This is a genomic window from Clavibacter michiganensis subsp. tessellarius (assembly GCF_021922985.1).
Taxonomy (GTDB): domain Bacteria; phylum Actinomycetota; class Actinomycetes; order Actinomycetales; family Microbacteriaceae; genus Clavibacter; species Clavibacter tessellarius.
The window spans coordinates 364,212-389,038 of sequence record NZ_CP040788.1; the positions used below are offsets into that span (position 1 = coordinate 364,212).

At 73.3% G+C, this 24,827-nt stretch carries 25 protein-coding genes; 20 read left to right on the forward strand and 5 right to left on the reverse strand.

Annotated elements, in window-relative coordinates; genetic code table 11:
• The first annotated feature begins 9 nt into the window (after positions 1-9).
• The 4 genes from thrB to prmC all read left to right on the forward strand — a co-directional run bounded on the left by thrB (position 10) and on the right by prmC (position 5,747).
• Positions 10-960, forward strand: a complete 951-nt coding sequence (gene thrB / locus FGG90_RS01635; RefSeq protein ID WP_094131535.1) for a homoserine kinase — start codon at positions 10-12, stop codon at positions 958-960.
• 293 nt (positions 961-1,253) lie between these two features.
• On the forward strand, positions 1,254-3,734 hold the full coding sequence (rho, locus tag FGG90_RS01640; protein ID WP_094131038.1) for a transcription termination factor Rho: 2,481 nt from the start codon (positions 1,254-1,256) through the stop codon (positions 3,732-3,734).
• A gap of 3 nt (positions 3,735-3,737) precedes the next feature.
• Positions 3,738-4,817, forward strand: a complete 1,080-nt coding sequence (gene prfA / locus FGG90_RS01645; protein ID WP_094131036.1) for a peptide chain release factor 1 — start codon at positions 3,738-3,740, stop codon at positions 4,815-4,817.
• A 54-nt stretch (positions 4,818-4,871) separates the two neighbouring features.
• Complete coding sequence (prmC, locus tag FGG90_RS01650) at positions 4,872-5,747, forward strand: peptide chain release factor N(5)-glutamine methyltransferase (RefSeq protein ID WP_094131034.1); 876 nt, start codon at positions 4,872-4,874, stop codon at positions 5,745-5,747.
• Positions 5,748-5,840: 93 nt separating this feature from the next.
• Here the strand turns inward: prmC and FGG90_RS01655 are convergent, their stop codons facing one another.
• Positions 5,841-6,488, reverse strand: coding sequence for an HAD family hydrolase (locus tag FGG90_RS01655; RefSeq protein WP_094131032.1), 648 nt, complete (start codon positions 6,486-6,488; stop codon positions 5,841-5,843).
• 131 nt (positions 6,489-6,619) lie between these two features.
• Here FGG90_RS01655 and FGG90_RS01660 point away from each other — a divergent pair, with 131 nt between their 5' ends.
• The 12 genes from FGG90_RS01660 to yaaA all read left to right on the forward strand — a co-directional run bounded on the left by FGG90_RS01660 (position 6,620) and on the right by yaaA (position 17,357).
• Positions 6,620-7,594: an L-threonylcarbamoyladenylate synthase gene (locus FGG90_RS01660; RefSeq protein WP_237583487.1), complete on the forward strand. Its 975-nt coding sequence runs from the start codon at positions 6,620-6,622 to the stop codon at positions 7,592-7,594.
• Positions 7,591-8,910 carry an MraY family glycosyltransferase gene (locus FGG90_RS01665; protein ID WP_094131028.1) on the forward strand — a complete coding sequence of 440 codons (1,320 nt, stop codon included), beginning with the start codon at positions 7,591-7,593 and terminating at the stop codon, positions 8,908-8,910. Before FGG90_RS01660 ends, FGG90_RS01665 begins: the two co-directional genes overlap by 4 nt.
• On the forward strand, positions 8,907-9,377 hold the full coding sequence (locus FGG90_RS01670; protein ID WP_094131026.1) for a hypothetical protein: 471 nt from the start codon (positions 8,907-8,909) through the stop codon (positions 9,375-9,377). The genes FGG90_RS01665 and FGG90_RS01670 overlap by 4 nt, the downstream gene beginning before the upstream one ends.
• Positions 9,378-9,698: 321 nt before the next feature.
• Complete coding sequence (gene atpB, locus FGG90_RS01675) at positions 9,699-10,379, forward strand: F0F1 ATP synthase subunit A (RefSeq protein WP_337249879.1); 681 nt, start codon at positions 9,699-9,701, stop codon at positions 10,377-10,379.
• A 46-nt stretch (positions 10,380-10,425) separates the two neighbouring features.
• A complete protein-coding gene (gene atpE, locus FGG90_RS01680; protein WP_063072899.1) occupies positions 10,426-10,656 on the forward strand; it encodes an ATP synthase F0 subunit C in 231 nt (76 codons plus the stop codon).
• Positions 10,657-10,667: 11 nt separating this feature from the next.
• Entirely contained in the window at positions 10,668-11,237 is a 570-nt protein-coding gene (locus tag FGG90_RS01685; protein WP_086517411.1) for a F0F1 ATP synthase subunit B, read from the forward strand.
• The gene (locus FGG90_RS01690; protein ID WP_094131022.1) at positions 11,237-12,028 is read left to right on the forward strand and encodes a F0F1 ATP synthase subunit delta; all 792 of its coding nucleotides are present in this window, start codon (positions 11,237-11,239) and stop codon (positions 12,026-12,028) included. The genes FGG90_RS01685 and FGG90_RS01690 overlap by 1 nt, the downstream gene beginning before the upstream one ends.
• A gap of 55 nt (positions 12,029-12,083) precedes the next feature.
• The gene (gene atpA, locus FGG90_RS01695; protein WP_094131020.1) at positions 12,084-13,721 is read left to right on the forward strand and encodes a F0F1 ATP synthase subunit alpha; all 1,638 of its coding nucleotides are present in this window, start codon (positions 12,084-12,086) and stop codon (positions 13,719-13,721) included.
• 50 nt (positions 13,722-13,771) lie between these two features.
• The gene (locus tag FGG90_RS01700) at positions 13,772-14,671 is read left to right on the forward strand and encodes a F0F1 ATP synthase subunit gamma (RefSeq protein WP_094131018.1); all 900 of its coding nucleotides are present in this window, start codon (positions 13,772-13,774) and stop codon (positions 14,669-14,671) included.
• Positions 14,672-14,705: 34 nt separating this feature from the next.
• The gene (gene atpD / locus FGG90_RS01705; RefSeq protein WP_086517407.1) at positions 14,706-16,166 is read left to right on the forward strand and encodes a F0F1 ATP synthase subunit beta; all 1,461 of its coding nucleotides are present in this window, start codon (positions 14,706-14,708) and stop codon (positions 16,164-16,166) included.
• 1 nt (position 16,167) lies between these two features.
• The gene (locus FGG90_RS01710; protein ID WP_012037856.1) at positions 16,168-16,437 is read left to right on the forward strand and encodes a F0F1 ATP synthase subunit epsilon; all 270 of its coding nucleotides are present in this window, start codon (positions 16,168-16,170) and stop codon (positions 16,435-16,437) included.
• A gap of 164 nt (positions 16,438-16,601) precedes the next feature.
• A complete protein-coding gene (gene yaaA, locus FGG90_RS01715; protein ID WP_094131016.1) occupies positions 16,602-17,357 on the forward strand; it encodes a peroxide stress protein YaaA in 756 nt (251 codons plus the stop codon).
• 107 nt (positions 17,358-17,464) lie between these two features.
• Here the strand turns inward: yaaA and FGG90_RS01720 are convergent, their stop codons facing one another.
• The 3 genes from FGG90_RS01720 to FGG90_RS01730 form a co-directional block, all read right to left on the reverse strand.
• Entirely contained in the window at positions 17,465-18,058 is a 594-nt protein-coding gene (locus FGG90_RS01720; RefSeq protein WP_094131014.1) for a DNA-3-methyladenine glycosylase I, read from the reverse strand.
• Entirely contained in the window at positions 18,055-18,645 is a 591-nt protein-coding gene (locus FGG90_RS01725; protein ID WP_094131012.1) for a methylated-DNA--[protein]-cysteine S-methyltransferase, read from the reverse strand. Before FGG90_RS01725 ends, FGG90_RS01720 begins: the two co-directional genes overlap by 4 nt.
• Before the next feature lie 106 nt (positions 18,646-18,751).
• On the reverse strand, positions 18,752-19,231 hold the full coding sequence (locus FGG90_RS01730; protein WP_063072906.1) for an Lrp/AsnC family transcriptional regulator: 480 nt from the start codon (positions 19,229-19,231) through the stop codon (positions 18,752-18,754).
• A gap of 211 nt (positions 19,232-19,442) precedes the next feature.
• Here FGG90_RS01730 and FGG90_RS01735 point away from each other — a divergent pair, with 211 nt between their 5' ends.
• Both FGG90_RS01735 and FGG90_RS01740 read left to right on the forward strand, forming a co-directional pair.
• Complete coding sequence (locus FGG90_RS01735) at positions 19,443-20,546, forward strand: FHA domain-containing protein (RefSeq protein WP_094131010.1); 1,104 nt, start codon at positions 19,443-19,445, stop codon at positions 20,544-20,546.
• Positions 20,543-21,379 carry a PP2C family protein-serine/threonine phosphatase gene (locus tag FGG90_RS01740; RefSeq protein ID WP_094131008.1) on the forward strand — a complete coding sequence of 279 codons (837 nt, stop codon included), beginning with the start codon at positions 20,543-20,545 and terminating at the stop codon, positions 21,377-21,379. Before FGG90_RS01735 ends, FGG90_RS01740 begins: the two co-directional genes overlap by 4 nt.
• 40 nt (positions 21,380-21,419) lie before the next feature.
• Here FGG90_RS01740 and dapD read toward each other — a convergent pair whose 3' ends face one another.
• Positions 21,420-22,406 (reverse strand): 2,3,4,5-tetrahydropyridine-2,6-dicarboxylate N-succinyltransferase, encoded by a 987-nt coding sequence (gene dapD, locus FGG90_RS01745; protein WP_094131006.1) that lies wholly within the window; start codon positions 22,404-22,406, stop codon positions 21,420-21,422.
• Positions 22,407-22,486: 80 nt separating this feature from the next.
• On the opposite strand from dapD, the gene dapE reads away from it, so the two are divergent.
• Together dapE and FGG90_RS01755 are read left to right on the forward strand one after the other, a co-directional pair.
• Positions 22,487-23,584 (forward strand): succinyl-diaminopimelate desuccinylase, encoded by a 1,098-nt coding sequence (dapE, locus tag FGG90_RS01750; protein WP_094131004.1) that lies wholly within the window; start codon positions 22,487-22,489, stop codon positions 23,582-23,584.
• Complete coding sequence (locus FGG90_RS01755; protein WP_094131002.1) at positions 23,566-24,798, forward strand: hypothetical protein; 1,233 nt, start codon at positions 23,566-23,568, stop codon at positions 24,796-24,798. Before dapE ends, FGG90_RS01755 begins: the two co-directional genes overlap by 19 nt.
• Positions 24,799-24,827 lie beyond the last annotated feature (29 nt).

Here is a 24,827-nt window from a genome sequence, read left to right on the forward strand (position 1 = left end):
GACGGTCCGATGACCACGGCGCTCCCCGTCGGGCGCCGCGTGCAGGTGCGCGTGCCCGCGACGAGCGCCAACCTCGGCCCCGGCTTCGACACGCTCGGCCTCGCGCTCGCGCTCTACGACGACCTCACGGTGACGGTGCGCGACGCGCCCGGCGCCACGGTCGACGTGCGCGGCGTCGGCGCGGGCGAGGTGCCCACCGACGAGACGAACCTCGTCGTCACCGCCATCGCCCACACCTTCGCCGCGTTCGACCAGCCGATGCCCGGCCTCGACCTCGTCGCCGAGAACCGGATCCCGCACGGCCGCGGCCTCGGCTCGTCCGGCGCCGCCATCGTGTCGGGGATCATGGCGGCGCAGGGCCTCCTCGCCGGCACCGTCGAGATCGACGCCGACGCGCTCCTCCGCCTCGCGACCGAGATGGAGGGCCACCCGGACAACGTGGCGCCCGCCCTCTTCGGCGGCCTCACCATCGCGTGGGTCGACGAGACCGGACCGCAGCACAAGAAGCTCGCCGTGCACCGCGGCGTCTCGCCGCTCGTGCTCGTGCCCGTCGCCACCATGTCCACCGCGCTCGCCCGCAGCCTCCAGCCGGAGTCCGTGCCGCACGAGGACGCGATCTTCAACGTGTCGCGGTCGGCCCTGCTCATCGCGGCCCTCATCCAGAGCCCCGAGCTGCTGCTCGCGGCCACCGAGGACCGCCTGCACCAGGACTACCGCGCGGCCGCCATGCCGGAGACGAACGCGCTCGTCCACCTGCTCCGCGAGGCGGGCTTCGCGGCCGTCGTCTCCGGCGCGGGCCCGTCGCTCCTCGTGCTCGGCAGCGACCCGGGCCAGCGGCTGACCGCGGCCCAGCTGGTCGCCGACCACGGCAGCACGCCGTGGCAGGCGCTGATGCTCGCCGTCGACGTCAAGGGATCCACCGTGCAGGTCGTCGACGCGGGCTCCGCCCCCTCCCGCTAGCCGGATCGCGCGGTCCTGCGGACCCGGCGCGCCGTTCCCCGCACGGGCCGGGCGCCGGGTGCTAGGATCGTCACGACCCCGGGGTCGACGGATCCACGCTTGAGCGTCGGAGATCCGGTCCCGGTGGTCGTTCTCACCACTCACCCGCTGTCGTCCCCGCCAGATCCCGCGCCTTCGTGCGCGACAGCAGCTCCGGACGGAATCAGACCGTCCGCCGCTCGGCGGAGACACACGCCTTCGGCTCTCCTCCGCACGGGCTTCGTCCCGGCGGATCGGGGAAAGGACCCACGAACATGACCGATGTCGACACCCGCGCCTCCGGCGCCGACCTGAGCACGCTCCGCGTCTCGCAGCTCCAGGCCATCGCCTCCGAGCTCGGGATCCCGGGCGGCTCCAAGCTCCGCAAGGGCGAGCTCGTGGCCGCGATCTCCGAGATCCAGGCCGCCCGCGAGCTGACCGTCCCCGCCGACGGGGCCCCCGCCGACCAGGCGCCCGCCGCCGAGGCCAGCGCCCCCGAGGCCCCCGCCGCCGAGGACGCCGCGCCCGCCGCTCCGTCCGAGACCCCCGTCGCCGAGCCCGTCGTCGAGGACGCCGCTCCCGTCGAGGCCCCGGCCGAGGCCCCCGCCGCGGAGGCGCCCGTCGCCGACGCGCCGGCCGAGCAGCCCGCCCGCTCCGGCCGCGGATCCCGGCGCGCCACCACCGCCCGCATCGTGCCCGAGCGCATCGCGGAGCCCGTCGAGGCCCCGGCCGCCGCCGAGCCCGCGAGCACCGGCCTCGAGGCCCGCATCGCCGAGGCCACCGCCACGGCCTCCTCCTCCGACGCGCCGCGCACCGCGGACGCCGCCCCCGCGACCCGCGCCGAGGCGCCCGCCGCGCGTCGCGGATCGCGCCGCGCCACGAGCTCCGGCGTCGTGGACCCCGCCGCCGAGGCCCCGCGCCAGGCAGCCCAGCACGTCAACAGCGGCCAGACCGCCGACCAGCTCGTCCCGACGGACGACGCCGCGGCGCCCGCCGCCGAGGACGGCGCCGAGTCCGCCCCGGAGCAGGGCTCCGAGCGCCGCGGCCGCGGCCGCCGTCGCGGAGGACGCGACGACCAGAACGGCCAGGGCGGCCAGTCCGGCCAGAACGGCCAGGCCGCGCAGGCCGACCGCGCGCAGGACGCCCCCGCCGAGGCCGCGACCGACGCGTCGACCTCCGGCGACGAGCGCGACGCCGACGACCAGGGCGGACGCCGCGACGACCAGGGCCGCGAGGGACGCGAGGGCGGACGCAACCGCAGCCGCAACCGCCGCAACCGCGACCGCGGGCGCGACCAGGACGACCAGCAGCAGGGCGGCCGCGACCAGGCGCCCCGCGAGCAGGCCCCGCGCGAGCAGGACGCCGACGACGAGGCGCAGGAGGAGGCCCGCACCGGCCGCCAGCGCCAGAACGGCCGCGGCCAGGGCGACCGCCAGCAGGACGTCCGCGCCGACCAGGCGCGCGCCGACCTCGGCCGCGACGACGACCGCAGCGGCCGCAGCCGCTACCGCGACCGCAAGCGCGGCCGCGGCCAGGGCGGCGACGACTTCGAGCCCGAGGTGACCGAGGACGACGTCCTCCTGCCCGTCGCGGGCATCCTCGACGTGCTCGACAACTACGCCTTCGTCCGCACGAGCGGCTACCTGCCCGGCACGAACGACGTCTACGTCTCGCTCGGCCAGGTCAAGAAGCACTCGCTGCGCAAGGGCGACGCCATCGTCGGCGCCATCCGCCAGCCGCGCGAGAACGACAGCCAGAGCCGCCAGAAGTACAACGCCATCGTGAAGATCGACTCGGTCAACGGCCTGCCGCCCGAGGAGGCCGCGAACCGCGTCGAGTTCGGCAAGCTCACGCCGCTCTACCCGCAGGACCGCCTCAGCCTCGAGACCGAGCCGAACAAGCTCACGACGCGGATCATCGACCTCGTGTCGCCGATCGGCAAGGGCCAGCGCGGCCTCATCGTCTCGCCGCCCAAGGCCGGCAAGACGCTCGTGCTCCAGGCCATCGCGAACGCCATCGCCACCAACAACCCCGAGGTCCACCTCATGGTCGTGCTGGTCGACGAGCGTCCCGAGGAGGTCACCGACATGCAGCGCACGGTGAAGGGCGAGGTCATCGCCTCCACCTTCGACCGTCCCGCCGAGGACCACACCACGGTCGCCGAGCTCGCCATCGAGCGCGCCAAGCGCCTCGTGGAGCTCGGCCACGACGTGGTCGTGCTGCTCGACTCCATCACCCGCCTCGGCCGCGCGTACAACCTCGCGGCTCCCGCATCCGGCCGGATCCTCTCGGGCGGCGTCGACTCGTCGGCGCTCTACCCGCCGAAGCGCTTCTTCGGCGCGGCGCGCAACATCGAGCACGGCGGATCGCTCACGATCCTCGCCACGGCGCTCGTGGAGACCGGGTCCAAGATGGACGAGGTCATCTTCGAGGAGTTCAAGGGCACCGGCAACATGGAGCTCCGCCTCTCCCGCGCCCTCGCCGACAAGCGGATCTTCCCGGCCGTCGACGTGAACGCCTCCGGCACGCGCCGCGAGGAGATGCTCATGGGCGCCGACGAGGTCAAGGTCACCTGGAAGCTGCGCCGCGCCCTCGCCGGGCTCGAGCAGCAGCAGGCCCTCGAGATCGTCCTCAGCCGCCTCAAGGAGACGACCTCCAACGTCGAGTTCCTCATGAAGGTCCAGGCCTCCATGCCCAACACCGCGAACGGCCAGTCCCACCAGAGCCACGGGCACGGCGCGCACGAGAAGGGCTGACGCGTGTTCGAGTCCGTCGTCCAGCTGCTGGAGGAGCACGAGGAGCTCCAGCAGCAGCTGGGCGACCCCGAGCTGCACGCCGACGCGTCGCGCTCGCGCAAGGTCAACCGCCGCTACGCGGAGCTGAGCCGGATCGTCGCCGCGCACGCGGAGTGGACCCAGCTCGGCGACGACCTCGCGGCCGCCCGCGAGCTGGCCGAGGAGGACCCGGCGTTCGCCGACGAGATCCCCGGCCTCGAGCAGGCGCTCGATGCGGCGCAGGAGAAGCTCCGGCGCCTCCTGATCCCGCGCGACCCCGACGACGCGCGCGACGTCATCATGGAGATCAAGATGGGCGAGGGCGGCGCGGAGTCCGCGCTGTTCGCCGCCGACCTCCTGCGGATGTACCTGCACTACGCGGAGTCCCGCCGCTGGAAGACGGAGGTCCTCAGCCAGACGCAGAGCGACCTCGGCGGCTACAAGGACGTGCAGGTCGCGATCAAGGGCACGTCCGACGACCCCGCGCTCGGCGTGTGGGCGCACCTCAAGTACGAGGGCGGCGTGCACCGCGTGCAGCGCGTGCCGGCCACCGAGTCGCAGGGCCGCATCCACACCTCGGCCGCGGGCGTGCTCGTGATCCCCGAGGTCGAGGAGGTGGAGGAGGTCGCCATCGACCCCAACGACCTCAAGATCGACGTCTACCGCTCGTCCGGCCCCGGCGGCCAGTCGGTCAACACGACCGACTCCGCCGTCCGCATCACCCACCTGCCCACGGGCATCGTGGTCGCGATGCAGAACGAGAAGAGCCAGCTGCAGAACCGCGAGGCCGGCATGCGCGTGCTCCGCGCGCGCGTCCTCGCGAAGCAGCAGGAGGAGATCGACGCGGAGGCCTCGGCCGTGCGCCGCAGCCAGATCCGCACGATGGACCGGTCGGAGCGCATCCGCACGTACAACTACCCGGAGAACCGCATCGCGGACCACCGCACCGGGTACAAGGCGTACAACCTCGACGCGGTGATGGACGGCGCCCTCGACCCGGTCGTGGACTCCTGCATCCAGGCCGACGAGGAGGCGCGGCTCGACGCGCTCGGGACGGACGCGTGATCCGCGCGACCGTCCCGGGCGTCGTGCCCGCCGCCGCCCGCGGCCCCCGCGCCCGTGGCTGACGGGGAGGGCGTCCCCGCCACGGTCGACGCCCTCCGCATGCGCGTCGGGTCGACGCTCGCCGCGGCCGGGATCGAGGATCCCGCGGTCGACGCGGAGCTGCTGATCGGGCACGTGCTCGACCTGTCGCGCGGGCAGGTGCAGTCCCGCGCGATCACGCGGGCCGCGGTCGACCCCGCTGACGCCGCGCGCGTCCTCGAGCTGGCCGCCCGTCGGGCCCGCCGCGAGCCGCTGCAGCACATCACGGGCGTCGCGCACTTCCGCTCGCTGGAGCTCCGCGTGGGCCCCGGCGTCTTCGTGCCGCGCCCCGAGACCGAGCACGTCGCGCAGCTCGCGATCGACGCGCTGTCCGCCGCGCCGGGGGAGGCGCCCGTCGCGGTCGACCTCGGCACGGGATCCGGCGCCCTCGCGCTCGCGCTCGCCACGGAGGTGCCGCACTCCCGGGTGCACGCGATAGAGGTGTCGCCCGAGGCGCACGCGTGGACCGCCCGCAACGTCGCCCGCCTCGCCCCCGGCGTGGACCTCGTGCTCGGCGACCTCGCCGACGCGTTCCCCGAGCTCGACGGCACGGTGTCCGTCGTCGTGTCGAACCCGCCGTACATCCCGGTCGACGCGGTGCCGCGCGACCCCGAGGTCCGCCTGCACGATCCCGCCCTCGCCCTCTACGGCGGCGCCGACGGGCTTGACGTCGTACGGCTCGTCTCGCGGACCGCCCGGCGGCTGCTGCACCCCGGCGGCGCGCTCGTCATCGAGCACGGCGAGCTGCAGGGCGCGGCGATCCGCGCGCTGCTCGACGCCGACGGCTGGCGCCAGACCCGGACGCACGAGGACCTCACGCGGCGCGACCGCGCGACCACCGCCGTCCGCTGACGCCCGGCGCGCGCGCCCGCGCACCCGGTCCCGTCCGCGTCGCGGGTCGGCGTGGCCCGCGGACGCCCGCCGCGCTCCGCCGCGGAGAGCCGGTCAGCCCTGCTGCGCCCGGATGAAGCGCTCGACCGCGGGCAGCAGGTCGCCGTCCCCGCGCACGTGGTGGCCGGTGATGCCGAGCCCGCGCGCGGACTCCACGTTGTCGATCCGGTCGTCTGCGAAGAAGGTGCGCGTCGCTGGCTGCGCGTAGGCGGCGAGCACGCCGCGGAACACGGCCGGATCGGGCTTCCGCGCGCCGTAGCCGCTCGAGGTCCGCAGGTGCTCGAGGCCGAACAGCGGCACGAGCTCGGGCGCGAGCGTCGGGAGGTGCCGGGCGGCGAGGGCGTTGTTGTTGGTGAGCAGCGTGATCCGCCCGGCCTCCCGCGCCCGCGCCACGGCCTCGAGCGCCTGCGGCCGCACCGTCATGGACGCGCGGCGGCGGCGCACCCACTCGTCCTCGTCGAGCTCGACGCCCACCGCGGCGCAGAACGCGGGCAGGTAGGAGTCGGCGTCGAACCGCCCCGCCTCGGCCGCCCACTCGCCGTCGTCGTTGTACCAGCGGCGGCGGAGCTCCGCGATGTCGTGGCCCGTCGCCGCCGTGATCCGGTCGGCCGGCCCCCGCCAGTCGTGGTCATAGAGCACGTCGTCCCTGTCGAACACGAACAGGAGCCCGGCGGCGGGCGAGGGGGAGGGCGCGGAGGTCATCCGCCCCAGTATGCGGCCGGTCCGGTCGCGCGGATCCTCCCGGGCCGTCGGCGCCGACTCGCGGACCCGCGTGCGACGGGTGCCGCCACGCGGATCCTCCGCTCAGGGCCGCGGGCGCGCGCTCGGCTACGATGAGCGACGACATGGCGCGCATCTACGACTGCTCAGTCGACACCGACCTCCTCACCGGCATGAGACTCGCCCGACAGGCGGTGGGCCGCGGCGAGGTCGTCGTCATCCCCACGGACACGGTCTACGGCATCGCCGCCGACGCCTTCAACCCGGACGCCGTCCAGCGCCTCCTCGACGCGAAGGGCCGCGGACGCGACGCGCCGCCGCCCGTCCTCATCCCCGGGCAGTCCACGCTCGACGCCCTCGCCGACTTCGTGCCCGACGTCGTCCGCCGCCTGGTCGACGAGTTCTGGCCCGGCGGCCTCACCGTGATCCTCGTGGCGCAGCCGTCGCTCGTGTGGGACCTCGGCGAGACGCGCGGCACCGTCGCGCTCCGCATGCCCGCGAACTCCGTCGCGCTCGAGCTCCTCGCGGAGACGGGCCCGCTCGCGGTGTCGTCCGCGAACAGGACCGGGCAGCCGGCGGCGGCGACCGCCCAGGAGGCCGTCGACCAGCTCGGCGCGAGCGTCGACGTCTTCCTCGACGGCGGCGCCGCCGGGGGAGCGGCCTCGACCATCGTCGACGCCTCGCGCGTCACGGAGGCGGGCGGCCGCGTCCGCATCGTCCGCGAGGGCGCCGTCACGCGCGCGCAGATCCAGCAGCTCATCGGCGACGAGCTCGAGCCCGTCGTCGCGGCCCCGAGCGAGCCGGCCGACGACGCGGGCGCCGCCGGCCCCGACGCCGCCGCCCCCGCGACCCCCGACGAGCCCGAGGCCCCGCGCGGCATCGCCAAGGGGGCCGAGCGCGACGCCCCCGCCGTGGATGCGCCGTCCTCGGTCGCCGCCGACGCGCCCTCCGCCGCCGACGCCCCGGCCGCCGACGACCCCTCCACGTACCCGACCTTCGTCGAGCCCGCGGCCGAGCCGTCCGAGCCTGCCGCGACCGAGCCGTCGGCGTCCGAGCCCTCCGCGGATCCGCCCGCGCACCCCCGGTGACCTACTACGCCGCCATGGCGGTCGTCTCCGCGGTCATCACGCTCGTGCTCTCGATGGTCGTGATGAAGCTCGGCTACCGCTTCAAGCTCTACCCGGCGATCCGCGCCCGCGACGTGCACACGCGCCCCACGCCCCGGCTCGGCGGCGTCGCCATGTTCGCGGGCATCCTCGTCGCGTTCGCGGTGGCCTCGCAGGTGAGCTGGTTCGGCCTCGTCTTCGACCGGCCCGGTCCCGTGATCGCGATCCTCGGCGCCGCGCTGATGATCGTCGTCATCGGCGTGCTCGACGACATCTACGACCTCGACTGGATGATCAAGCTCGCCGGCCAGATCCTCGCCGCCGGCCTCCTCGCCTGGCAGGGCGTCGCCATCTCGTCGCTCCCCATCGGCGGCCTCACGGTCGGCTCCTCGCAGATGTCGATCATGCTGACGATCTTCGCCATCGTCCTCGTCATGAACGCCGTCAACTTCATCGACGGCCTCGACGGCCTCGTCGCCGGCGTCGCGATCATCGCGAACGGCGCCTTCTTCCTCTACAGCTTCCTGCTCTCGGACACGGCCACCGGCCAGACCGAGCGGTTCAACCTCGCGTCGCTCATCAGCGCGATCCTCATCGGCGCCTGCCTCGGCTTCCTGCCCTTCAACTGGCACCCGGCGAAGCTCTTCATGGGCGACGCGGGCGCGCTGCTCGTCGGCCTCCTCATGGCCACGAGCGCCATCGCCGTCACGGGCGAGATCGACCCGAACCCGGAGACCTTCGGCCGCTCTCAGCTGCTGCCCGCGTTCCTGCCGATCCTGCTGCCGTTCGCGATCCTCATCGTGCCGCTGCTCGACTTCGCCCTCGCCGTCTTCCGCCGGCTCAAGGCCGGCAAGTCGCCCTTCAGCGCCGACCGCAAGCACCTCCACCACCGCCTGCTCGACATGGGCCACTCCCGCCTGCACGCCACGCTCATCTTCTACGCGTGGACGGGCGTCGTCTCCGCCGGCTGCCTCCTGATGTTCGTCGTGCAGCCCTACGCCTGGGGCGTCGGCTTCATCGTCGTCGGCATGATCGCCTGCGCCGTGGTCACGCTCGCCCCGCTCAGCCGTCGCAAGCGCCTCGAGGCTGCCGCGCAGCTCGTCCCCGCCGACGCGGACTCCGACGACGCCGCGGCCTACGACCCGCTCGACGAGGCCGCGGGCGACCGCCCCCTCGCGCGCCTCACGGAGTCCGAGCTCCAGACCGTGGAGCGCGAGCACGCCGGTCTCGCGCACAGCTCCCCACCGACCCGACCCACCGACCTCCCGCACGCGGGGGACCACAAGGAGACCGCATGACCGACCACACGAGCGCCCCCGGGACGACCGGCCGCACGCCCGCGCAGGCCGTGTTCACCCGCATCCTCGTGGCGGGCGCCCTGCTGGCCCTCGCCATCGCCGTCGTCGGCGGCATCGTCGGCTTCGCGGTCGACGGCGGTCGCGGCGTCGTCAGCGCCGTCATCGGCAGCGCCATGGCGCTGGTGTTCCTCGGCATCACCGCCGGCAGCATCCTCTTCGCCCAGCGGTTCCAGGCCTCCGACAGCTACCCGCAGCTCTTCTTCGGCATCGTGCTGGGCGCCTGGGTCGTGAAATTCGGCGTGTTCCTCGCCATCACGCTGGCGCTCAAGGAGCAGCCCTGGATCAACCTCGTGGTGCTCTTCGTGACCATCGTGGTGGGCGTCATCGGGGCCCTCGTGATGGACGTCGTGGTCATCAGCCGCGCCCGCATGCCCTACGTGAGCGACGCGCAGCTGCCCCGCAGCTGATCCGCACGCGGGTGCCGGAGTCGTGTGCGACGCGATTAGTCAGGGCACCCTCATTGTTGGTAGTCTCTCTCAAGACGATTCCCGTCGGGCCGTGCCCAGAACCACCTCACGCCGGCGTCTTCTCACCCCATCCGTTCGTCGCCGCGAGAGCTCGCGCTCCACGCCCCGAAACAGGAGATAGCGCTGTTAGCCATCGCTGCACCACGCATCATCACCCTCGCCGCTGAAGACTCGGGTGAGGGGTTCCACGCTCCCACCATCGGGGAGTTCTTCCCGCCGATCGCCTTCTTCGAGGGCACGGGCTTCGACCTGAACCGGATCATGCTGATCCGCCTCCTGGTCCTCGCGGTGCTCGTGGTCGTCTTCGTCCTCGGCACCCGGAAGCTCACGCTCGTCCCCGGCCGCGCGCAGAACCTCATGGAGATGAGCGTCGACTTCGTCCGCGTGAACATCGCCGAGGACATCCTGGGCAAGAAGGACGGCAAGCGCTTCCTCCCGATCCTCGCGACGATCTTCTTCCTCGTCGTCGGCATGAACGTCACGGGCATCATCCCGTTCCTCAACATCGCCGGCACGTCGGTCATCGGCCTCCCGATGCTCCTCGCGGTCATCGCGTACATCACGTTCATCTACGCGGGCATCAAGGACAGGGGAGTGGGCTTCTTCAAGAACAGCCTCTTCCCGGCCGGCGCACCGTGGCCCATCTACATCCTGCTGACGCCCATCGAGTTCCTGTCGACCTTCATCATCCGGCCCGTCGCGCTCACGCTGCGACTCCTGATGAACATGGTCGCGGGGCACCTCCTGCTGGTCCTCTGCTTCTCCGCGACGTGGTTCTTCCTCTTCGAGTCGCAGGGCGCCCTCAAGTTCCTGGGCGCCGGAACCCTCGTCCTCGGCTTCGCGTTCACGCTCTTCGAGCTGCTCGTCGCGGTCCTGCAGGCCTACATCTTCGCCCTCCTCACGGCTGTCTACATCCAGCTGGCCGTGGCGGAGGAGCACTAAGCGATCTCGTCCACCCACGAGATCACCCAACCGGAAGGAAACCCCAGTGGATCCCATCATTCTCGCCGAGATCAACGGCAACATCGCGACCGTCGGCTACGGTCTCGCCGCGATCGGCCCCGGCATCGGTGTCGGCATCGTCGCCGGGAAGACCGTCGAGGCCATCGCGCGCCAGCCCGAGATCGCGGGCCGCCTGCAGACCACGATGTTCCTCGGCATCGCGTTCTCCGAGGCGCTCGGCCTGATCGGCCTCGCGACCTACTTCATCTTCCAGTAAGGACCACGCGCATGATCTCGCCCCACAACGTGATGGCGGCAGGTGAAGAAACGACGCAGAGCATCCTGCTGCCCGCTGTCTACGACATCGTGTGGTCGGCGGTCGTGTTCGTCGTCCTCCTGCTGGTCATCTGGAAGTACGCGCTCCCGCGCGTGTACAAGCTGCTCGACGCGCGCTCCGAGGCGATCGCGGGCGGCATCGAGAAGGCCGAGCGCGCGCAGGCCGAGGCGGACGCCGCCAAGGAGGAGCTGACCGCTCAGCTCGCCGAGGCGCGTGCCGAGGCCGGTCGCATCCGCGAGCAGGCCCGCGTCGACGCCCAGCGCATCGCCGCGGAGATCAAGGAGCAGGCCACGGCCGACGCCGCCCGGATCACCGCCAGCGCGCAGTCGCAGATCGAGGCGGAGCGCCAGCAGGCGGTCGTCTCGCTCCGCTCCGAGGTCGGATCGCTCGCGATCGACCTCGCGTCGGGGGTCATCGGGCAGAGCCTCACGGACGACCAGCGCTCCACCGCGCTCGTCGACCGGTTCCTCGCCGACCTGGAGGCCAGCGAGACCGCCGGCAGGACCGGATCCGCCAGCTGATGGGCAGTGCATCGCGCGCATCGCTGGAGTCGGCCCGCCGCGTCCTCGTGGAGCTCGGGGGCGTCGACCTGTCGACGGCCGAGCAGCTCCTCGGGGCCGGTCGCGCCATCGGCGGATCCACGCACCTGCTCTCCGCGCTGGCCGACACCGGCATCGCGCCGGAGGTCAAGCACGCCATCGTGGACCGGGTCTTCGGCCCCACCGTCCAGGAGCCGGCGCTGCGCGTCCTCCGCGCGGTCGTCGACGGCCGCTGGTCGTCGAACGGCGAGCTGCTGGCGGGCATCGAGGAGCTCGGCATCCGTGCCGTGGCGATCTCGGCGCCCGAGGGCACGCCCATCGAGGCGGAGCTGTTCACCTTCGGCCGCGCCGTCTCCACCGACGACGCGCTGGAGCTGGCGCTCGGCGACAAGCTCGGCGACGCGCAGGCGAAGTCGACGCTCGTCCACCGTCTCCTCGACGGCCGGGCGTCCGCGCAGACCGTGGTCATCGTCGAGCAGCTCGTGCAGCAGCCCCGCGGCCGCCGCATGGGGGAGCTCATCCGCCACGCCGCCACGCTCGTGGCCGACCAGGCGGGCCTCACCATCGCGACCGTCCGCGTCGCCTCGCCCCTGTCGCCCGAGCAGTCGGAGCGCCTGGCGCAGGCCCTCAGCCGCCGCTACTCGCGGCGGGTGGAGCTGAACGAGGTCGTGGACCGCGACCTCGTCGGCGGCCTCCGCGTGCAGATCGGCGACGACGTCATCGACGGCAGCGTCGCCACCAGGATCAACGATTTGAGACTCCAGTTCGCCTGACCGGCGGGCGTCACCTCGGGAGCCGTCCGCTCTCGTGAATGCAAAGGGAAAGAAGATGGCAGAACTTTCGATCAGCCCCGACGAGATCCGGGACGCGCTCAAGGACTTCGTGCAGTCCTACGAGCCCGGCAAGGCCTCGACCGAAGAGGTCGGCTACGTGCTCGACGCGGGCGACGGAATCGCCCACGTGCAGGGCCTGCCCGGCGTCATGGCCAACGAGCTCATCACGTTCGCCGACGGGACCCTGGGCCTCGCCCAGAACCTCGAGGAGAGCGAGATCGGCGTCATCGTGCTCGGCGAGTTCGCCGGCATCGAGGAGGGCATGGAGGTGCGCCGCACCGGCGAGGTGCTCTCCGTCCCCGTCGGCGACGGCTACCTCGGCCGCGTCGTGGACCCGCTGGGCAACCCCATCGACGGCCAGGGCGAGATCGCGACCGAGGGCCGCCGCGCCCTCGAGCTCCAGGCGCCCGGGGTCATGCAGCGCAAGAGCGTGCACGAGCCCATGCAGACCGGCATCAAGGCCATCGACGCCATGATCCCGATCGGCCGCGGCCAGCGCCAGCTCATCATCGGCGACCGCCAGACCGGCAAGACGGCCATCGCGATCGACACGATCATCAACCAGAAGGCCAACTGGGAGTCCGGCGACACGAACAAGCAGGTGCGCTGCATCTACGTCGCCATCGGCCAGAAGGGCTCGACCATCGCCTCGGTGAAGGGTGCCCTCGAGGAGGCCGGCGCCATGGAGTACACGACCATCGTCGCGTCCCCCGCGTCCGACCCCGCCGGCTTCAAGTACCTCGCGCCCTACACCGGCTCGGCCATCGGCCAGCACTGGATGTACGGCGGCAAGCACGTCCTCATCATCTTCGACGACCTGTCCAAGCAGGCCGAGGCCTACCGCGCCGTCTCCCTCCTCCTGCGCCGTCCGCCGGGACGCGAGGCGTACCCCGGCGACGTGTTCTACCTGCACTCCCGCCTGCTCGAGCGCTGCGCCAAGCTCTCGGACGAGCTGGGCGCCGGATCGATGACGGGCCTGCCCATCATCGAGACGAAGGCGAACGACGTCTCGGCGTACATCCCCACCAACGTGATCTCGATCACCGACGGCCAGATCTTCCTGCAGTCCGACCTCTTCAACGCCAACCAGCGTCCTGCGGTCGACGTCGGCATCTCGGTCTCCCGCGTCGGCGGCGACGCCCAGGTGAAGAGCATCAAGAAGGTCTCCGGCACGCTCAAGCTCGAGCTCGCGCAGTACCGCTCCCTCGAGGCGTTCGCGATCTTCGCGTCCGACCTCGACGCGGCCAGCCGTCGCCAGCTCGCCCGCGGCGCGCGCCTCACCGAGCTGCTCAAGCAGCCCCAGTACTCGCCGTTCCCCATCGAGGAGCAGGTCGTCTCGATCTGGGCGGGCACGAAGGGCAAGCTCGACGAGGTCCCCGTCGAGGACATCCTGCGCTTCGAGCGCGAGCTGCTCGACCACCTCCACCGCAACACGGAGGTGCTGTCGCAGCTCAAGGAGAAGAACGTCCTCACCGACGACATCGTCGACGCGATGGACAAGGCCGTGGACGCGTTCAAGCTCGAGTTCCAGACGGGCGAGGGCAAGCCGCTCGCCTCCGTCGGCTCGGAGAAGTTCGAGGCGACCAAGGCCGAGGACGTCAACCAGGAGCAGATCGTGAAGGCCAAGCGCTGACGCGCTGACGCCACACGATCCGCCACCGACCGAGACCGATAGGGAGACTCATGGGAGCGCAACTCCGGGTCTACACGCAGAAGATCAAGTCCGCGCAGACGACGAAGAAGATCACCCGCGCGATGGAGCTGATCTCCGCGTCGCGCATCCAGAAGGCGCAGCAGCGGATGGCGGCGTCCGCGCCGTACTCCCGCGCCGTCACGCGCGCGGTCTCGGCGGTGGCGACGTTCTCGAACGTCGACCACATCCTCACGACCGAGCCCGAGAAGGTGGAGCGGGCGGCGATCGTCGTCTTCGCCTCCGACCGCGGCCTCGCCGGCGCGTTCAGCTCCAGCGTCCTGAAGGAGTCGGAGCAGCTCGCCGAGCTCCTCCGCTCGCAGGGCAAGGAGATCGTCTACTACCTCGTCGGCCGCAAGGCCGTCGGGTACTTCAAATTCCGCAAGCGGGACTCGGAGCGCATCTGGACCGGCAGCACCGAGAAGCCCGAGTTCGAGACCGCGAAGTCGATCGGCGACGCCCTCGTGGAGAAGTTCGTGACGCCGGCGTCCGAGGGCGGCGTGGACGAGATCCACATCGTCTTCAACCGCTTCGTCTCGATCGCCACGCAGAAGCCCGAGGTCGTCCGTCTCCTCCCGCTCGAGGTCGTCGAGGGGGTCGAGGCGCCCGAGCAGGGCACCGTCCTCCCGCTCTACGAGTTCGAGCCCGAGGTGGGCGACGTGCTCGACGCGCTGCTGCCCGTCTACATCGAGAGCCGCATCTTCAACGCGATGCTGCAGTCGGCCGCCTCCGAGCACGCCGCGCGCCAGAAGGCCATGAAGTCGGCGAGCGACAACGCCGACAAGCTCGTGACCACCTACACGCGGCTCCGCAACAACGCGCGACAGACCGAGATCACCCAGCAGATCTCCGAGATCGTCGGCGGCGCGGACGCGCTCGCCTCCAGCAAGTAACGCTTCCTACGCTTCACGAAAGAAGAGAGAGACAATGACTGACACCGCCACTGCGCCGGTCGACACCGACAGGGTGGCCGGCGTCGGACGCATCGCACGCGTCACCGGCCCGGTCGTGGACATCGAGTTCCCGCACGACTCGATCCCCATGGTCTACAACGCCCTCAAGACCACGATCACCATCGGCGAGGAGTCGACCGAGATCACGCTCGAGGTCGCCCAGCACCTCGGCGACGACCTGGTCCGCGCGATCGCCCTCAAGCCCACGGACGGCCTCGTCCGCGGCCAGGAGGTGCGCGACACCGGCGAGGCCATCTCGGTCCCCGTCGGCGACATCACCAAGGGCAAGGTCTTCAACGTCACCGGCGACGTGCTCAACAACGTCGGCGGCGAGCCGATCGAGATCACCGAGCGCTGGCCCATCCACCGCAAGCCCCCGATGTTCGACCAGCTCGAGTCCAAGACGCAGCTGTTCGAGACCGGCATCAAGGTCATCGACCTCCTCACCCCGTACGTGCAGGGCGGCAAGATCGGCCTGTTCGGCGGCGCGGGCGTCGGCAAGACCGTCCTCATCCAGGAGATGATCCAGCGCGTCGCGCAGGACCACGGCGGCGTGTCCGTGTTCGCCGGCGTCGGCGAGCGCACCCGTGAGGGCAACGACCTCATCATGGAGATGGAGGAGGCCGGCGTCTTCGACAAGACCGCGTTGGTCTTCGGCCAGATGGACGAGCCGCCGGGAACGCGCCTCCGCGTGGCCCTGTCCGCGCTCACGATGGCGGAGTACTTCCGCGACGTGCAGAACCAGGACGTGCTGCTCTTCATCGACAACATCTTCCGCTTCACGCAGGCCGGCTCCGAGGTCTCCACGCTGCTCGGCCGCATGCCGTCCGCGGTGGGCTACCAGCCGAACCTCGCCGACGAGATGGGCGTGCTCCAGGAGCGCATCACGTCGACCCGCGGCCACAGCATCACGTCGCTGCAGGCCATCTACGTCCCCGCGGACGACTACACCGACCCGGCACCGGCCACCACGTTCGCGCACCTCGACGCGACCACGGAGCTCAGCCGCGAGATCGCCTCGCGCGGCCTCTACCCGGCCGTCGACCCGCTGACGTCCACGAGCCGCATCCTCGACCCGCGGTACCTGGGCCAGGCGCACTACGACACGGCCACCCGCGTCAAGGCGATCCTGCAGAAGAACAAGGAGCTCCAGGAGATCATCGCGATCCTCGGCGTCGACGAGCTCTCCGAGGAGGACAAGGTCACGGTCTCCCGTGCCCGCCGCATCCAGCAGTTCCTCTCGCAGAACACGTACATGGCGAAGAAGTTCACGGGCGTCGAGGGCTCGACCGTCCCGCTGAAGAACACCATCGAGTCGTTCTCGAAGATCGCCGACGGCGACTACGACCACGTCGCCGAGCAGGCGTTCTTCAACGTCGGCGACCTCGACGACGTCGACCGCCGCTGGTCCGAGATCCAGAAGGAGAACGGCTGACATGGCCCGCGCTGATCTCACGGTGACCGTGGTGTCGGCCGACCAGCAGGTCTGGTCCGGTCAGGCGTCCATGGTCGTCGCGCGCACCAGCGAGGGCGAGATCGGCATCCTCGCCGGTCACGAGCCGCTCCTGGCGATCCTCGCGACCGGCAACGTCCGCATCACGCAGGACGGCGGCGCCGTGATCACCGCGGACGCCGACGAGGGCTTCCTCTCGGTCGAGAACGACAACGTGACCGTGGTCGCGCGCAAGGCCGCTCTGGTCGCGTAGCGTCGCCTCGCATCGTCCGAAGGCGGACGGTCCCCTCGGGGGCCGTCCGCCTTCGTGCGTCCGGCTGTCGTCGGTGCGGGTGCCGTCTCTGCGCCCGACACTCGCCCGTCCGCCCTCCGTCCGTCCCCGTCCACCGTCCGTCCCCGTCCTGGAGGTCCCGTCCCGTGCTCGTCCTGCTGCCGCCGTCCGAGACCAAGCGCGACGGAGGGGATCCCGGCTCCCGGCTCGACCTCGACCGGCTCGCCTTCCCCGCGCTGACGGAGGAGCGGCGGGCCGTGGTGCGTGCGGTGGCGGATCTCGCCCGGGATCCGGAGGCGGCGGCGCGGGCGCTGAAGCTGGGGCCGCGGCAGGCCGCCGAGGTGGAGCGGAACCGCGTCGTGGAGTCGTCGCCCACGATGCCCGCGCTCCTGCGCTACACGGGCGTCCTCTACGACCCCATCGGCGCCGCGGCCCTCGACGCGGAGCAGCTCGCCTTCGCCGGGCGCCACGTGGCCGTCCACTCGGCGCTCTTCGGGCCCGTCGCCGCGACCGACCCCATCCCCGCGTACCGGCTGTCGCACGACAGCCGGGTGCCGGGCGTGCGGATGAAGGCGCACTGGTCGGCCTCCGTCTGCGCGGCCCTGGCCGAGGTGCCCGGACTCGTGCTCGACCTCCGCAGCGAGGGCTACGCGGCGCTGGGGCCGCGACCGGGCCACGCGGACTCGGCCGTCGTGCGCGTCGTCGCTCGCGGGGAGGACGGCACCGTGCGCGCGCTCAACCACTTCAACAAGAAGGCCAAGGGCGAGCTCGTCCGGGCCCTCGTGCGGGGTGGGCGCGACCTCGGCACGGTGGCCGAGCTCCTCGAGTGGGCCCGGGAGTCCGGCATCGAGCTCGACCGCGGCGCCGACGGCGAGCTGGTGCTCGTGACCGCCTCCCGCTGACGCTCGACCGGCCGCATGCCGCACCCGCGGTCCCGGCGGATCGCGGCACGTCCCCGGCGTCGGAGCCGGGCTCGCGTGGCGTTCGGAGCCGACCGGTCGCGGCGGGATCAGGCGGCCCGGTGGCAGCCGACGACGTGGTCGTCGACGAGTCCGGAGGACTGCATGAGCGCGTAGACGGTGGTCGGTCCCACGAAGCGGAGCCCGAGCGCCTTGAGCTCCCGGCTGAGGGCGGTGGACTCGGGCGTGACCGCCGGGATGTCGTTCGCGGTCGCGGGGCGCCGGCGCGTCGTCGGATCCGCGGCGTGCGCCCAGATCAGGCGGTCCAGGGCGCCGTCGCCGCGCTCGTCGACCAGCGCCCGGACCACGCGCGCGTTGCCGCGGGCCGCCAGGATCTTCGCGCGGTTGCGGATGATGCCGGCGTCGCCCATGAGCCGCTCGACGTCGTCGTCGTCCAGGGCGGCGACCGCGTCGAGGTCGAAGCCGTGGAAGACCTCCCGGAACCGGGGGCGCTTGCGGAGGATGGTGATCCACGCGAGCCCGGCCTGGAAGCCCTCCAGGGACAGCTTCTCGAACAGGGGGCGATCGCCGTGCAGGGGCCGGCCCCACTCCTCGTCGTGGTACCTGCGGTACTCGGCGTCGGCCGCCGACCACGCGCAGCGGACCAGGCCGTCCTCGCCCGTGACCAGGGACGCGCGGGTCATGACGGCAGCACCGAGCCCTCGAGGGCGAGCAGGCGCAGCTTCGTGGCCACGCCGTCCCCGGCGCTGAAGCCCGTGACCCGGCCGTCGGAGCCGAGGACCCGGTGGCAGGGCACCAGGATGCAGAGCCGGTTCGCTCCGACCGCGCCGCCGACGGCGCGGGCACCGCCCGGACGCCCGGCGGCGTGCGCCAGCGCGCCGTACGTGACGACCCCGCCGTACGGCACGCGCAGGAGCGCCTCCCACACGGCGACCTGGAACGGCGTCCCGACGAGGCGCACCGGGACGTCGAGGACCGGCAGGCGGCCCGCGAGGTGCGCCTCGAGCTGCCGGGCGGCCTCGTCGAGCACCGGGCTCGAGCGGTCGGGCAGGTGGTCGAGCGGCAGCGCATCGGCGGTGGCGATGGAGAGGGCGACCACGCGGTCGCCGTCCGCGACGAGCTCGAGGCGTCCGACGGGGGAGGGGATCCGCAGCAGCGCGTGCCCGGGCGGGAGGGTGCCGCGCCCGGGAGGCATGCGCGGGGGCGCATCGACGGGGAGCGCCCGCGGGCGGGCGGCGGGAGCGGCGGCGGGAGCGGGGGGAGCGGTCATGCGGCGAACGTAGGGGCTGCGTGGCGGGCGTCCCGCGCGGGTCGACGGCTGGGGGATCCGCGCCGTCCGCATGGCCGGGGGAGGAGCCGGCCGGGCGTCTCCCGCGTCACCGCGAGCGCCCGTGCCCGTCCTGCGTGTGCACCTTGAGGTACACGAAGGTCTCGGTGCTCACGACGCCCTCGAGCGCCCGGATGCGCGCGTTCAGCAGCTCCACCAGCTCGTCGTCGTCCTCGCACACGACCTCGGCGAGGAGGTCAAAGGTGCCGGCGGTGATGACCACGTAGTCCACGGCCGGGATGGCGGCGAGGGCGTCCGCGACCAGGCGCACGTCGCCGCTGACGGTCACGCCGATCATCGCCTGGCGGGTGAGGCCGAGCTGCTGCGGATCCGTGAGCGCGACGATGCGGATCACCCCGCCGTCGGTGAGCTTCTGCACCCGCTGGCGGACGGCCGCCTCGCTGAGCCCGACGGCCTTGCCGATCTCCGCGTACGACCGGCGGCCGTCGGCGCGGAGCTGCTCCACGATGGAACGCGAGATCGCGTCGACGGGGAGCCCGCGTGCGGAGGGGCGGTGCGGCGTGCTCATCGTCCGAGCATGGCAGTCCGACGGAGGCCGGGCAACCGGATCCGTCGCTCGCGGACACCGGGACCGCGGGGATCGTCCGACGCATCCCGCCACCGCCGCACGCCCCCGGTGCGGGGCGCGCGGGCGGTAGGATCCGAGTCAGCGCGTCCGGCCGCCCGGGGCCCGGCGCCGACCGCCCCTCCGGGCGCCGATCCTCGATGGAGCCGATGACGTGAGCGAGGGCTCCCACCGTTCCGCGCCGGCCTCCGCGGGTCCTGCGGGCGTCGGCGTGGTCGTGCCCCACGCCGCGGTGCTCCTGCCAGCGGGGGTCGCCCCCGACGCGGTCGCGCGGGTCTGGGAGACGCTCGCCGGATCCGACGTGCGCGCCGAGTCCCTCGTCGCGGCGCTGCCGCTGCGGGGCGACGCGGAGGTCGCGTCGTTCGGCATCGCGGTCCACGACGAGGACGGGCCCGACGGCGCGCGCCTGCAGGTCGTGCTCCGCGGCGACGCCGTCATCGACGTCGCCGCCGACGGCGAGGTCCGCCGGATCGACGCGCGGGGCGCCGTCCCCTTCTACCTCGCGACCCTCGACCGCGTCGTCGCCTACCGGTTAGGCCGGGCCGTCGACGGCGTCGCGGCCGACGTCGTCGACGCCCTGCCGATCGTGGCGGGCGCCGTCGCCTGCGGGCAGGTCGCCTGGTCGCGGGGCGCCGGGAACGCCCCGTCGTCCGGCCGCCGTCACCGCGGCGCCCACGCGGGCCCGGACGCCGCCGCCGAGCCACCGGCCGTCGCCGCGGAGCCGGCCGACGCCACCGGGTCCGACCCCGTCGTCGCGCCCCCCGTCTCCGAGGCCTCCGCGCGCGCCCGGCAGGCCGCCGTCGCGACCGCCGCGATCCCCACGGCGCCGGCCGACGAGGGCCAGGCCGCTCCGCTTCCCGTCCACGCCTTCCGCATCGTGCCGGCGGACGAGACCGGCCGCATCGACCCCGGGGCGCCCGCCCGTGCCACGCGGTCCTCCGACCCGGAGCGCATCCCCCTCGACGTGCCCGCCGTCATCGGTCGCCGCCCGCGCCCGCCGCGGGTCGTCCGCGGCGCCGCCCCGCGCCTCGTCACCGTCCCGTCCCCGCTCGGCGAGGTCTCGAGCACGCACCTCGGGATCCGCCAGGAGGGCGGCGCGGTCGTCGTGACCGACCTGGACTCCACGAACGGCACGGCGGTGCTCGTCCCCGGCGCCGAGCGCCTCGCGCTGCACCGCGGGGAGTCGCTCGTGGTCGTCCCCGGCACGCGCGTGGACGTCGGCGACGGCGTCGTCCTCGAGATCCTGCCGGCCCGATGACCGCCATCGGCCCCGACGTCCCCGAGGCGCGCCTCGCCCTGCCCGACGGGCGGACCCTCGTGCTCGGATGGGCGTCGGCCACCGACCGGGGGCTCCGCCGCGACCACAACGAGGACAGCGTCCTCGCCGCCGTCCCCTACTTCGCGGTGGCGGACGGCATGGGCGGCCACGCGGCGGGCGACGTCGCGAGCGATGCCGTGATCCGCCGCCTCGCCGAGGAGCAGGCGCGCGCCGAGGGCGGCTTCGCGGATCCCGAGGGCGTGGAGCCCGCGCTGGAGCGCGCCGTCGAGGACATCCGCGAGGAGACCGGCGACCTCGAGCTGCACGCGGGCACGACCGTCACGGGCGCCTGCCTCACCATCGTGTCCGACCGGCCGTACTGGGCCGTCTTCAACGTGGGCGACTCGCGCGTCTACCAGCTGCGGGGCGACGTGCTCGAGCAGGTCACGGTCGACCACTCGGTGGTGCAGGAGATGGTGGACGCGGGCCGGATCACGCGCGCGCAGGCCGACCGGCACCCGGACGGCAACATCATCACGCGCGCGGTGGGGGTCGGCGACGCGGCGGAGGCCGACTACTGGCTGCTGCCGGTCACCGCGCGGCTGCGGCTCCTGGTCTGCTCCGACGGGCTGACGAAGGAGCTGCCGGACGCGGACATCCGGGGCCACCTGCTGCACGCGGACGACGCCGCCACCGCCGTCCAGCGGCTCGTGCGGGGCGCCCTCGCGAACGGGGGACGCGACAACGTCACGGCCGTGGTGGTCGACGTCCTCGGGATCGAGCCGGCCTCCGGGGCGCCCGCACCGGCGCGCCGCCGGGGCCTGCGTCGCTGACGACCGACCGTTCGGACCGGGCCTCCCGCGGTCAGCGCCGCTAGGCGTGCAGCGCGTCGTTGAGGATCGACCCGCCGCCGCGGCGCGGCACCGCCTCGACCGCGCCCGTGAGGGAGTTGCGGCGGAAGAGGATGCCGGGCCGCCCGGACAGCTCCACGGCCTTGACCTGCGGCACGTCCCCGTCGGCGTCGGGCGCCTCGCCCGCGAGCCGCACCTTCGTGCCCGCGGTGACGTAGAGGCCGGCCTCCACCACGCTGTCGTCGCCGATGGAGATGCCGACGCCCGAGTTCGCGCCGAGGAGCGCCCGCTCGCCGATGACGACCCGCTGCGTCCCCCCACCCGAGAGGGTGCCCATGATGGACGCGCCCCCGCCGATGTCCGAGCCGTCGCCCACGACGACGCCCTGCGTGATCCGCCCCTCGACCATGGAGGCGCCGAGCGTGCCGGCGTTGAAGTTGACGAAGCCCTCGTGCATCACGGTGGTGCCGGGGGCGAGGTGCGCGCCGAGGCGCACGCGCGAGGCGTCGGCGATGCGGACGCGGTCGGGCGTGACGTAGTCGAGCAGGCGCGGGAACTTGTCGACGCCGTGCGCGGCGATCCCCGCGCGCTGCAGCGACGGCCGGAGCCGGTCGAAGTCGTCCGGGTGCACGGGGCCGGCGTTCGTCCAGACGACGATGGGGAGATGGCCGAAGATCCCGTCGAGGGCCAGCGTGTTCGGCGCGACGAGCAGGTGGCTGAGCAGGTGCAGGCGGAGGTACGCGTCGGACGTCGACGCGGGTGGGGTCTGCAGGTCGATCTCGACGGTGACGATGTCGACCGTCACGCCGCGGCGGGGGTCCGCGACCGCGAGCTCCTCGATCCACGCCGGCGCGATCCAGCGGTCGCGGCCCGCGGGCAGGGTGCCGAGCTCGGGCGCCGGGAACCACGTGTCGAGCACCGTCCCGTCGGAGGCGACCGTCGCGAGGCCGTAGCCCCAGGCGGATCCGGAGGCGGGCAGGGGGGACGCGGGCGAAGCAGGGGAGGCCATGCGGCCAGCGTACCGATCGGCGCGCGCCCTCCCCGGTCCTCCCCAGGACGGGCGTCGGCCCCCGACTTAGGATGATCCGCATGCCGACCGAGACCCCCGCCGCGCCCGAGATCGACCTGACCGCCGGGAGCGTGGAGGTCACCCGCGTCATCTGCGACATCGAGTCCGTGTCCGGCGACGAGGCCCAGCTCGCCGACGCCATCGAGCGCGCGCTCGCGGGCTGCGCGCACCTCGAGGTGCTCCGCGACGGCGACGCCGTCATCGCCCGCACGCACCTCGGCCGCGACCGCCGCGTCGTCATCGCCGGCCACATCGACACCGTGCCCCTCAACCGCAACCTGCCCACGCGCACCGAGCACGAGGACGGCGTCGAGTACCTCTGGGGCCGCGGCACGGTCGATATGAAGGCGGGCGTCGCCGTGCAGCTGGTGCTCGCGGCCGAGCTCGCGGATCCCGCCTACGACGTGACGTGGATCTGGTACGACCACGAGGAGGTCTCCGACAGCCTCAACGGCCTCGGACGCCTCGCCCGCACCCGCCCCGAGCTCCTCGAGGGCGACTTCGCGATCCTCGGCGAGCCCACGCGCGCCGAGATCGAGGGCGGCTGCAACGGCAACCTCCGTGTCGAGGTCCGCGCGTTCGGGAGGCGCTCGCACTCCGCCCGCGCCTGGGTGGGCGACAACGCCATCCACCGCATCGCGCCCGTGCTCGCGACCCTGGCCGCATACGAGCCGCGCGAGGTGGAGGTCGACGGGCTCGTCTACCGCGAGGGGCTCAACGCCGTCGGCGTCTCGGGCGGCATCGCCGGCAACGTGATCCCCGACGAGGCGATGGTGCACGTCAACTACCGCTTCGCGCCGAGCCGCTCGGGCGCCGAGGCCGTCGCGCACGTGACGGGCCTGTTCCCCGGCTTCGAGGTCACGGTCGTCGACCTCGCCGAGGGCGCCCGCCCCGGGCTCGACGCCGAGATCGCGCAGCCCTTCCTCGCCGCGGTCGGCGGCGAGGCGCGCCCCAAGTACGGCTGGACCGACGTGGCCCGCTTCAGCGCGCTCGGCGTGCCCGCCGTCAACTACGGCCCCGGGGATCCGCTCCTCGCGCACCACGACGACGAGCGCGTCGACGTCGCCCAGATCGTCTCCTGCGAGCGCGGGCTGCGGGCGTGGCTGACGGCGCGCTGACCCGGCCGTCCCGGCGGCCGGCGCCGCGGGAGCTGGTGGCGGATGCGCGGTCGACGCGCGTCCCGTGGTGGGTTGCGGTCCTCGGCGTCTACCTCGCGAGCCGCGTCCTCACCACCGTGCTGATGCTCGTCTCCGCGCAGAGCCAGATCCGCACCCCGTGGGCCCCCGCCTCGCCCTCCTACCTGCAGTACGCGACCTTCTGGGACGCCGGCTGGTACCGCGACATCGCGACCTTCGGCTACCCGACCGTGCTGCCCGTCGACGCCGCGGGCCACGTCCAGTCCAATCCGTGGGCGTTCATGCCCGTGTACCCGGGGCTGGTGCGCGCCATCCAGGACGTCACCGGCGCGCCCTTCGACGTGGCGGGCGTCGCCGTGTCCCTCGTGGCCGGCGCGGGCGCCGTCCTCGTGCTGCACCGGCTGCTGTCGCGCTCCCTCTCCCCGTCGGCGACCATGACGGCCGTCGTGATCGTGTGCGTCGCCCCGGTGTCGCCGATGTTCCAGATCGCGTACGCCGAGAGCCTGCAGACCCTGCTGCTCCTCACGGCGCTCCTGCTCCTCTTCGAGCGGCGCTACGCCATGCTCGCGCCGGTCGCGGTCGTCATGGCGCTCACCCGGCCGCTCGGGCTCGCCTTCGCGCTCGCGCTCCTGCTGCACGGCGTCCACCGCCTGGCCACCGCCCGGCGCGACCCGTTCCCGCCGGGCGAGCGCGCGCGGCTCGTCCTCGCGACGACCGCGGCGGGAGCGGCCGGGGCGGCCTGGCCGGTGGTCGCGTGGATCCGCACCGGCTCGATCACCGCGTACACCGACACGGAGCTCTCCTGGCGGGCCGCCTACGTCGGCTACCGCCACCTCGTGCCGTTCGAGGCCTGGTTCGACGCGGGCGACTTCTGGATCGGCGGCGTGGCCGGCACCGTGGCCGTCCTGGGCGTCGTCGCGGCGTTCGTCCTCATCCTCACCCGGCCCTCGGTCCGCGCCCTCGGCCCCGAGCTGCGCATCTGGGTCGCCTCCTACGGCCTCTACCTCCTCGCCGTCTTCTTCCCGCAGTCGAGCGTGTTCCGCCTGCTGCTCCCGATGATCCCGCTGGCCGGCGCCCTCGCCGTGCCGCGCTCGCGTGCCTACCGCGTCGCGGTGGTGCTCGCGATGGTCGTCGGCCAGTGGCTCTGGATCGACCTCGTCTGGCGGGCCACCGCGGGGGACTGGACGCCGCCGTGACGCCCCCGCCCGGGGCGTCCGCGCGCCCC

Coding starts and splice junctions, on each gene's coding strand:
- thrB (WP_094131535.1), top strand. CDS start 10: ATGACCACGGCGCTCCCCGTCGGGCGCCGCGTGCAGGTGCGCGTGCCC.
- rho (WP_094131038.1), top strand. CDS start 1,254: ATGACCGATGTCGACACCCGCGCCTCCGGCGCCGACCTGAGCACGCTC.
- FGG90_RS01655 (WP_094131032.1), bottom strand. CDS start 6,488: ATGACCTCCGCGCCCTCCCCCTCGCCCGCCGCCGGGCTCCTGTTCGTG.
- FGG90_RS01660 (WP_237583487.1), top strand. CDS start 6,620: ATGAGCGACGACATGGCGCGCATCTACGACTGCTCAGTCGACACCGAC.
- FGG90_RS01670 (WP_094131026.1), top strand. CDS start 8,907: ATGACCGACCACACGAGCGCCCCCGGGACGACCGGCCGCACGCCCGCG.
- atpB (WP_337249879.1), top strand. CDS start 9,699: ATGCTGATCCGCCTCCTGGTCCTCGCGGTGCTCGTGGTCGTCTTCGTC.
- FGG90_RS01685 (WP_086517411.1), top strand. CDS start 10,668: ATGATCTCGCCCCACAACGTGATGGCGGCAGGTGAAGAAACGACGCAG.
- FGG90_RS01690 (WP_094131022.1), top strand. CDS start 11,237: ATGGGCAGTGCATCGCGCGCATCGCTGGAGTCGGCCCGCCGCGTCCTC.
- atpA (WP_094131020.1), top strand. CDS start 12,084: ATGGCAGAACTTTCGATCAGCCCCGACGAGATCCGGGACGCGCTCAAG.
- FGG90_RS01700 (WP_094131018.1), top strand. CDS start 13,772: ATGGGAGCGCAACTCCGGGTCTACACGCAGAAGATCAAGTCCGCGCAG.
- atpD (WP_086517407.1), top strand. CDS start 14,706: ATGACTGACACCGCCACTGCGCCGGTCGACACCGACAGGGTGGCCGGC.
- FGG90_RS01710 (WP_012037856.1), top strand. CDS start 16,168: ATGGCCCGCGCTGATCTCACGGTGACCGTGGTGTCGGCCGACCAGCAG.
- FGG90_RS01720 (WP_094131014.1), bottom strand. CDS start 18,058: ATGACCCGCGCGTCCCTGGTCACGGGCGAGGACGGCCTGGTCCGCTGC.
- FGG90_RS01725 (WP_094131012.1), bottom strand. CDS start 18,645: ATGACCGCTCCCCCCGCTCCCGCCGCCGCTCCCGCCGCCCGCCCGCGG.
- FGG90_RS01730 (WP_063072906.1), bottom strand. CDS start 19,231: ATGAGCACGCCGCACCGCCCCTCCGCACGCGGGCTCCCCGTCGACGCG.
- FGG90_RS01740 (WP_094131008.1), top strand. CDS start 20,543: ATGACCGCCATCGGCCCCGACGTCCCCGAGGCGCGCCTCGCCCTGCCC.
- dapD (WP_094131006.1), bottom strand. CDS start 22,406: ATGGCCTCCCCTGCTTCGCCCGCGTCCCCCCTGCCCGCCTCCGGATCC.
- dapE (WP_094131004.1), top strand. CDS start 22,487: ATGCCGACCGAGACCCCCGCCGCGCCCGAGATCGACCTGACCGCCGGG.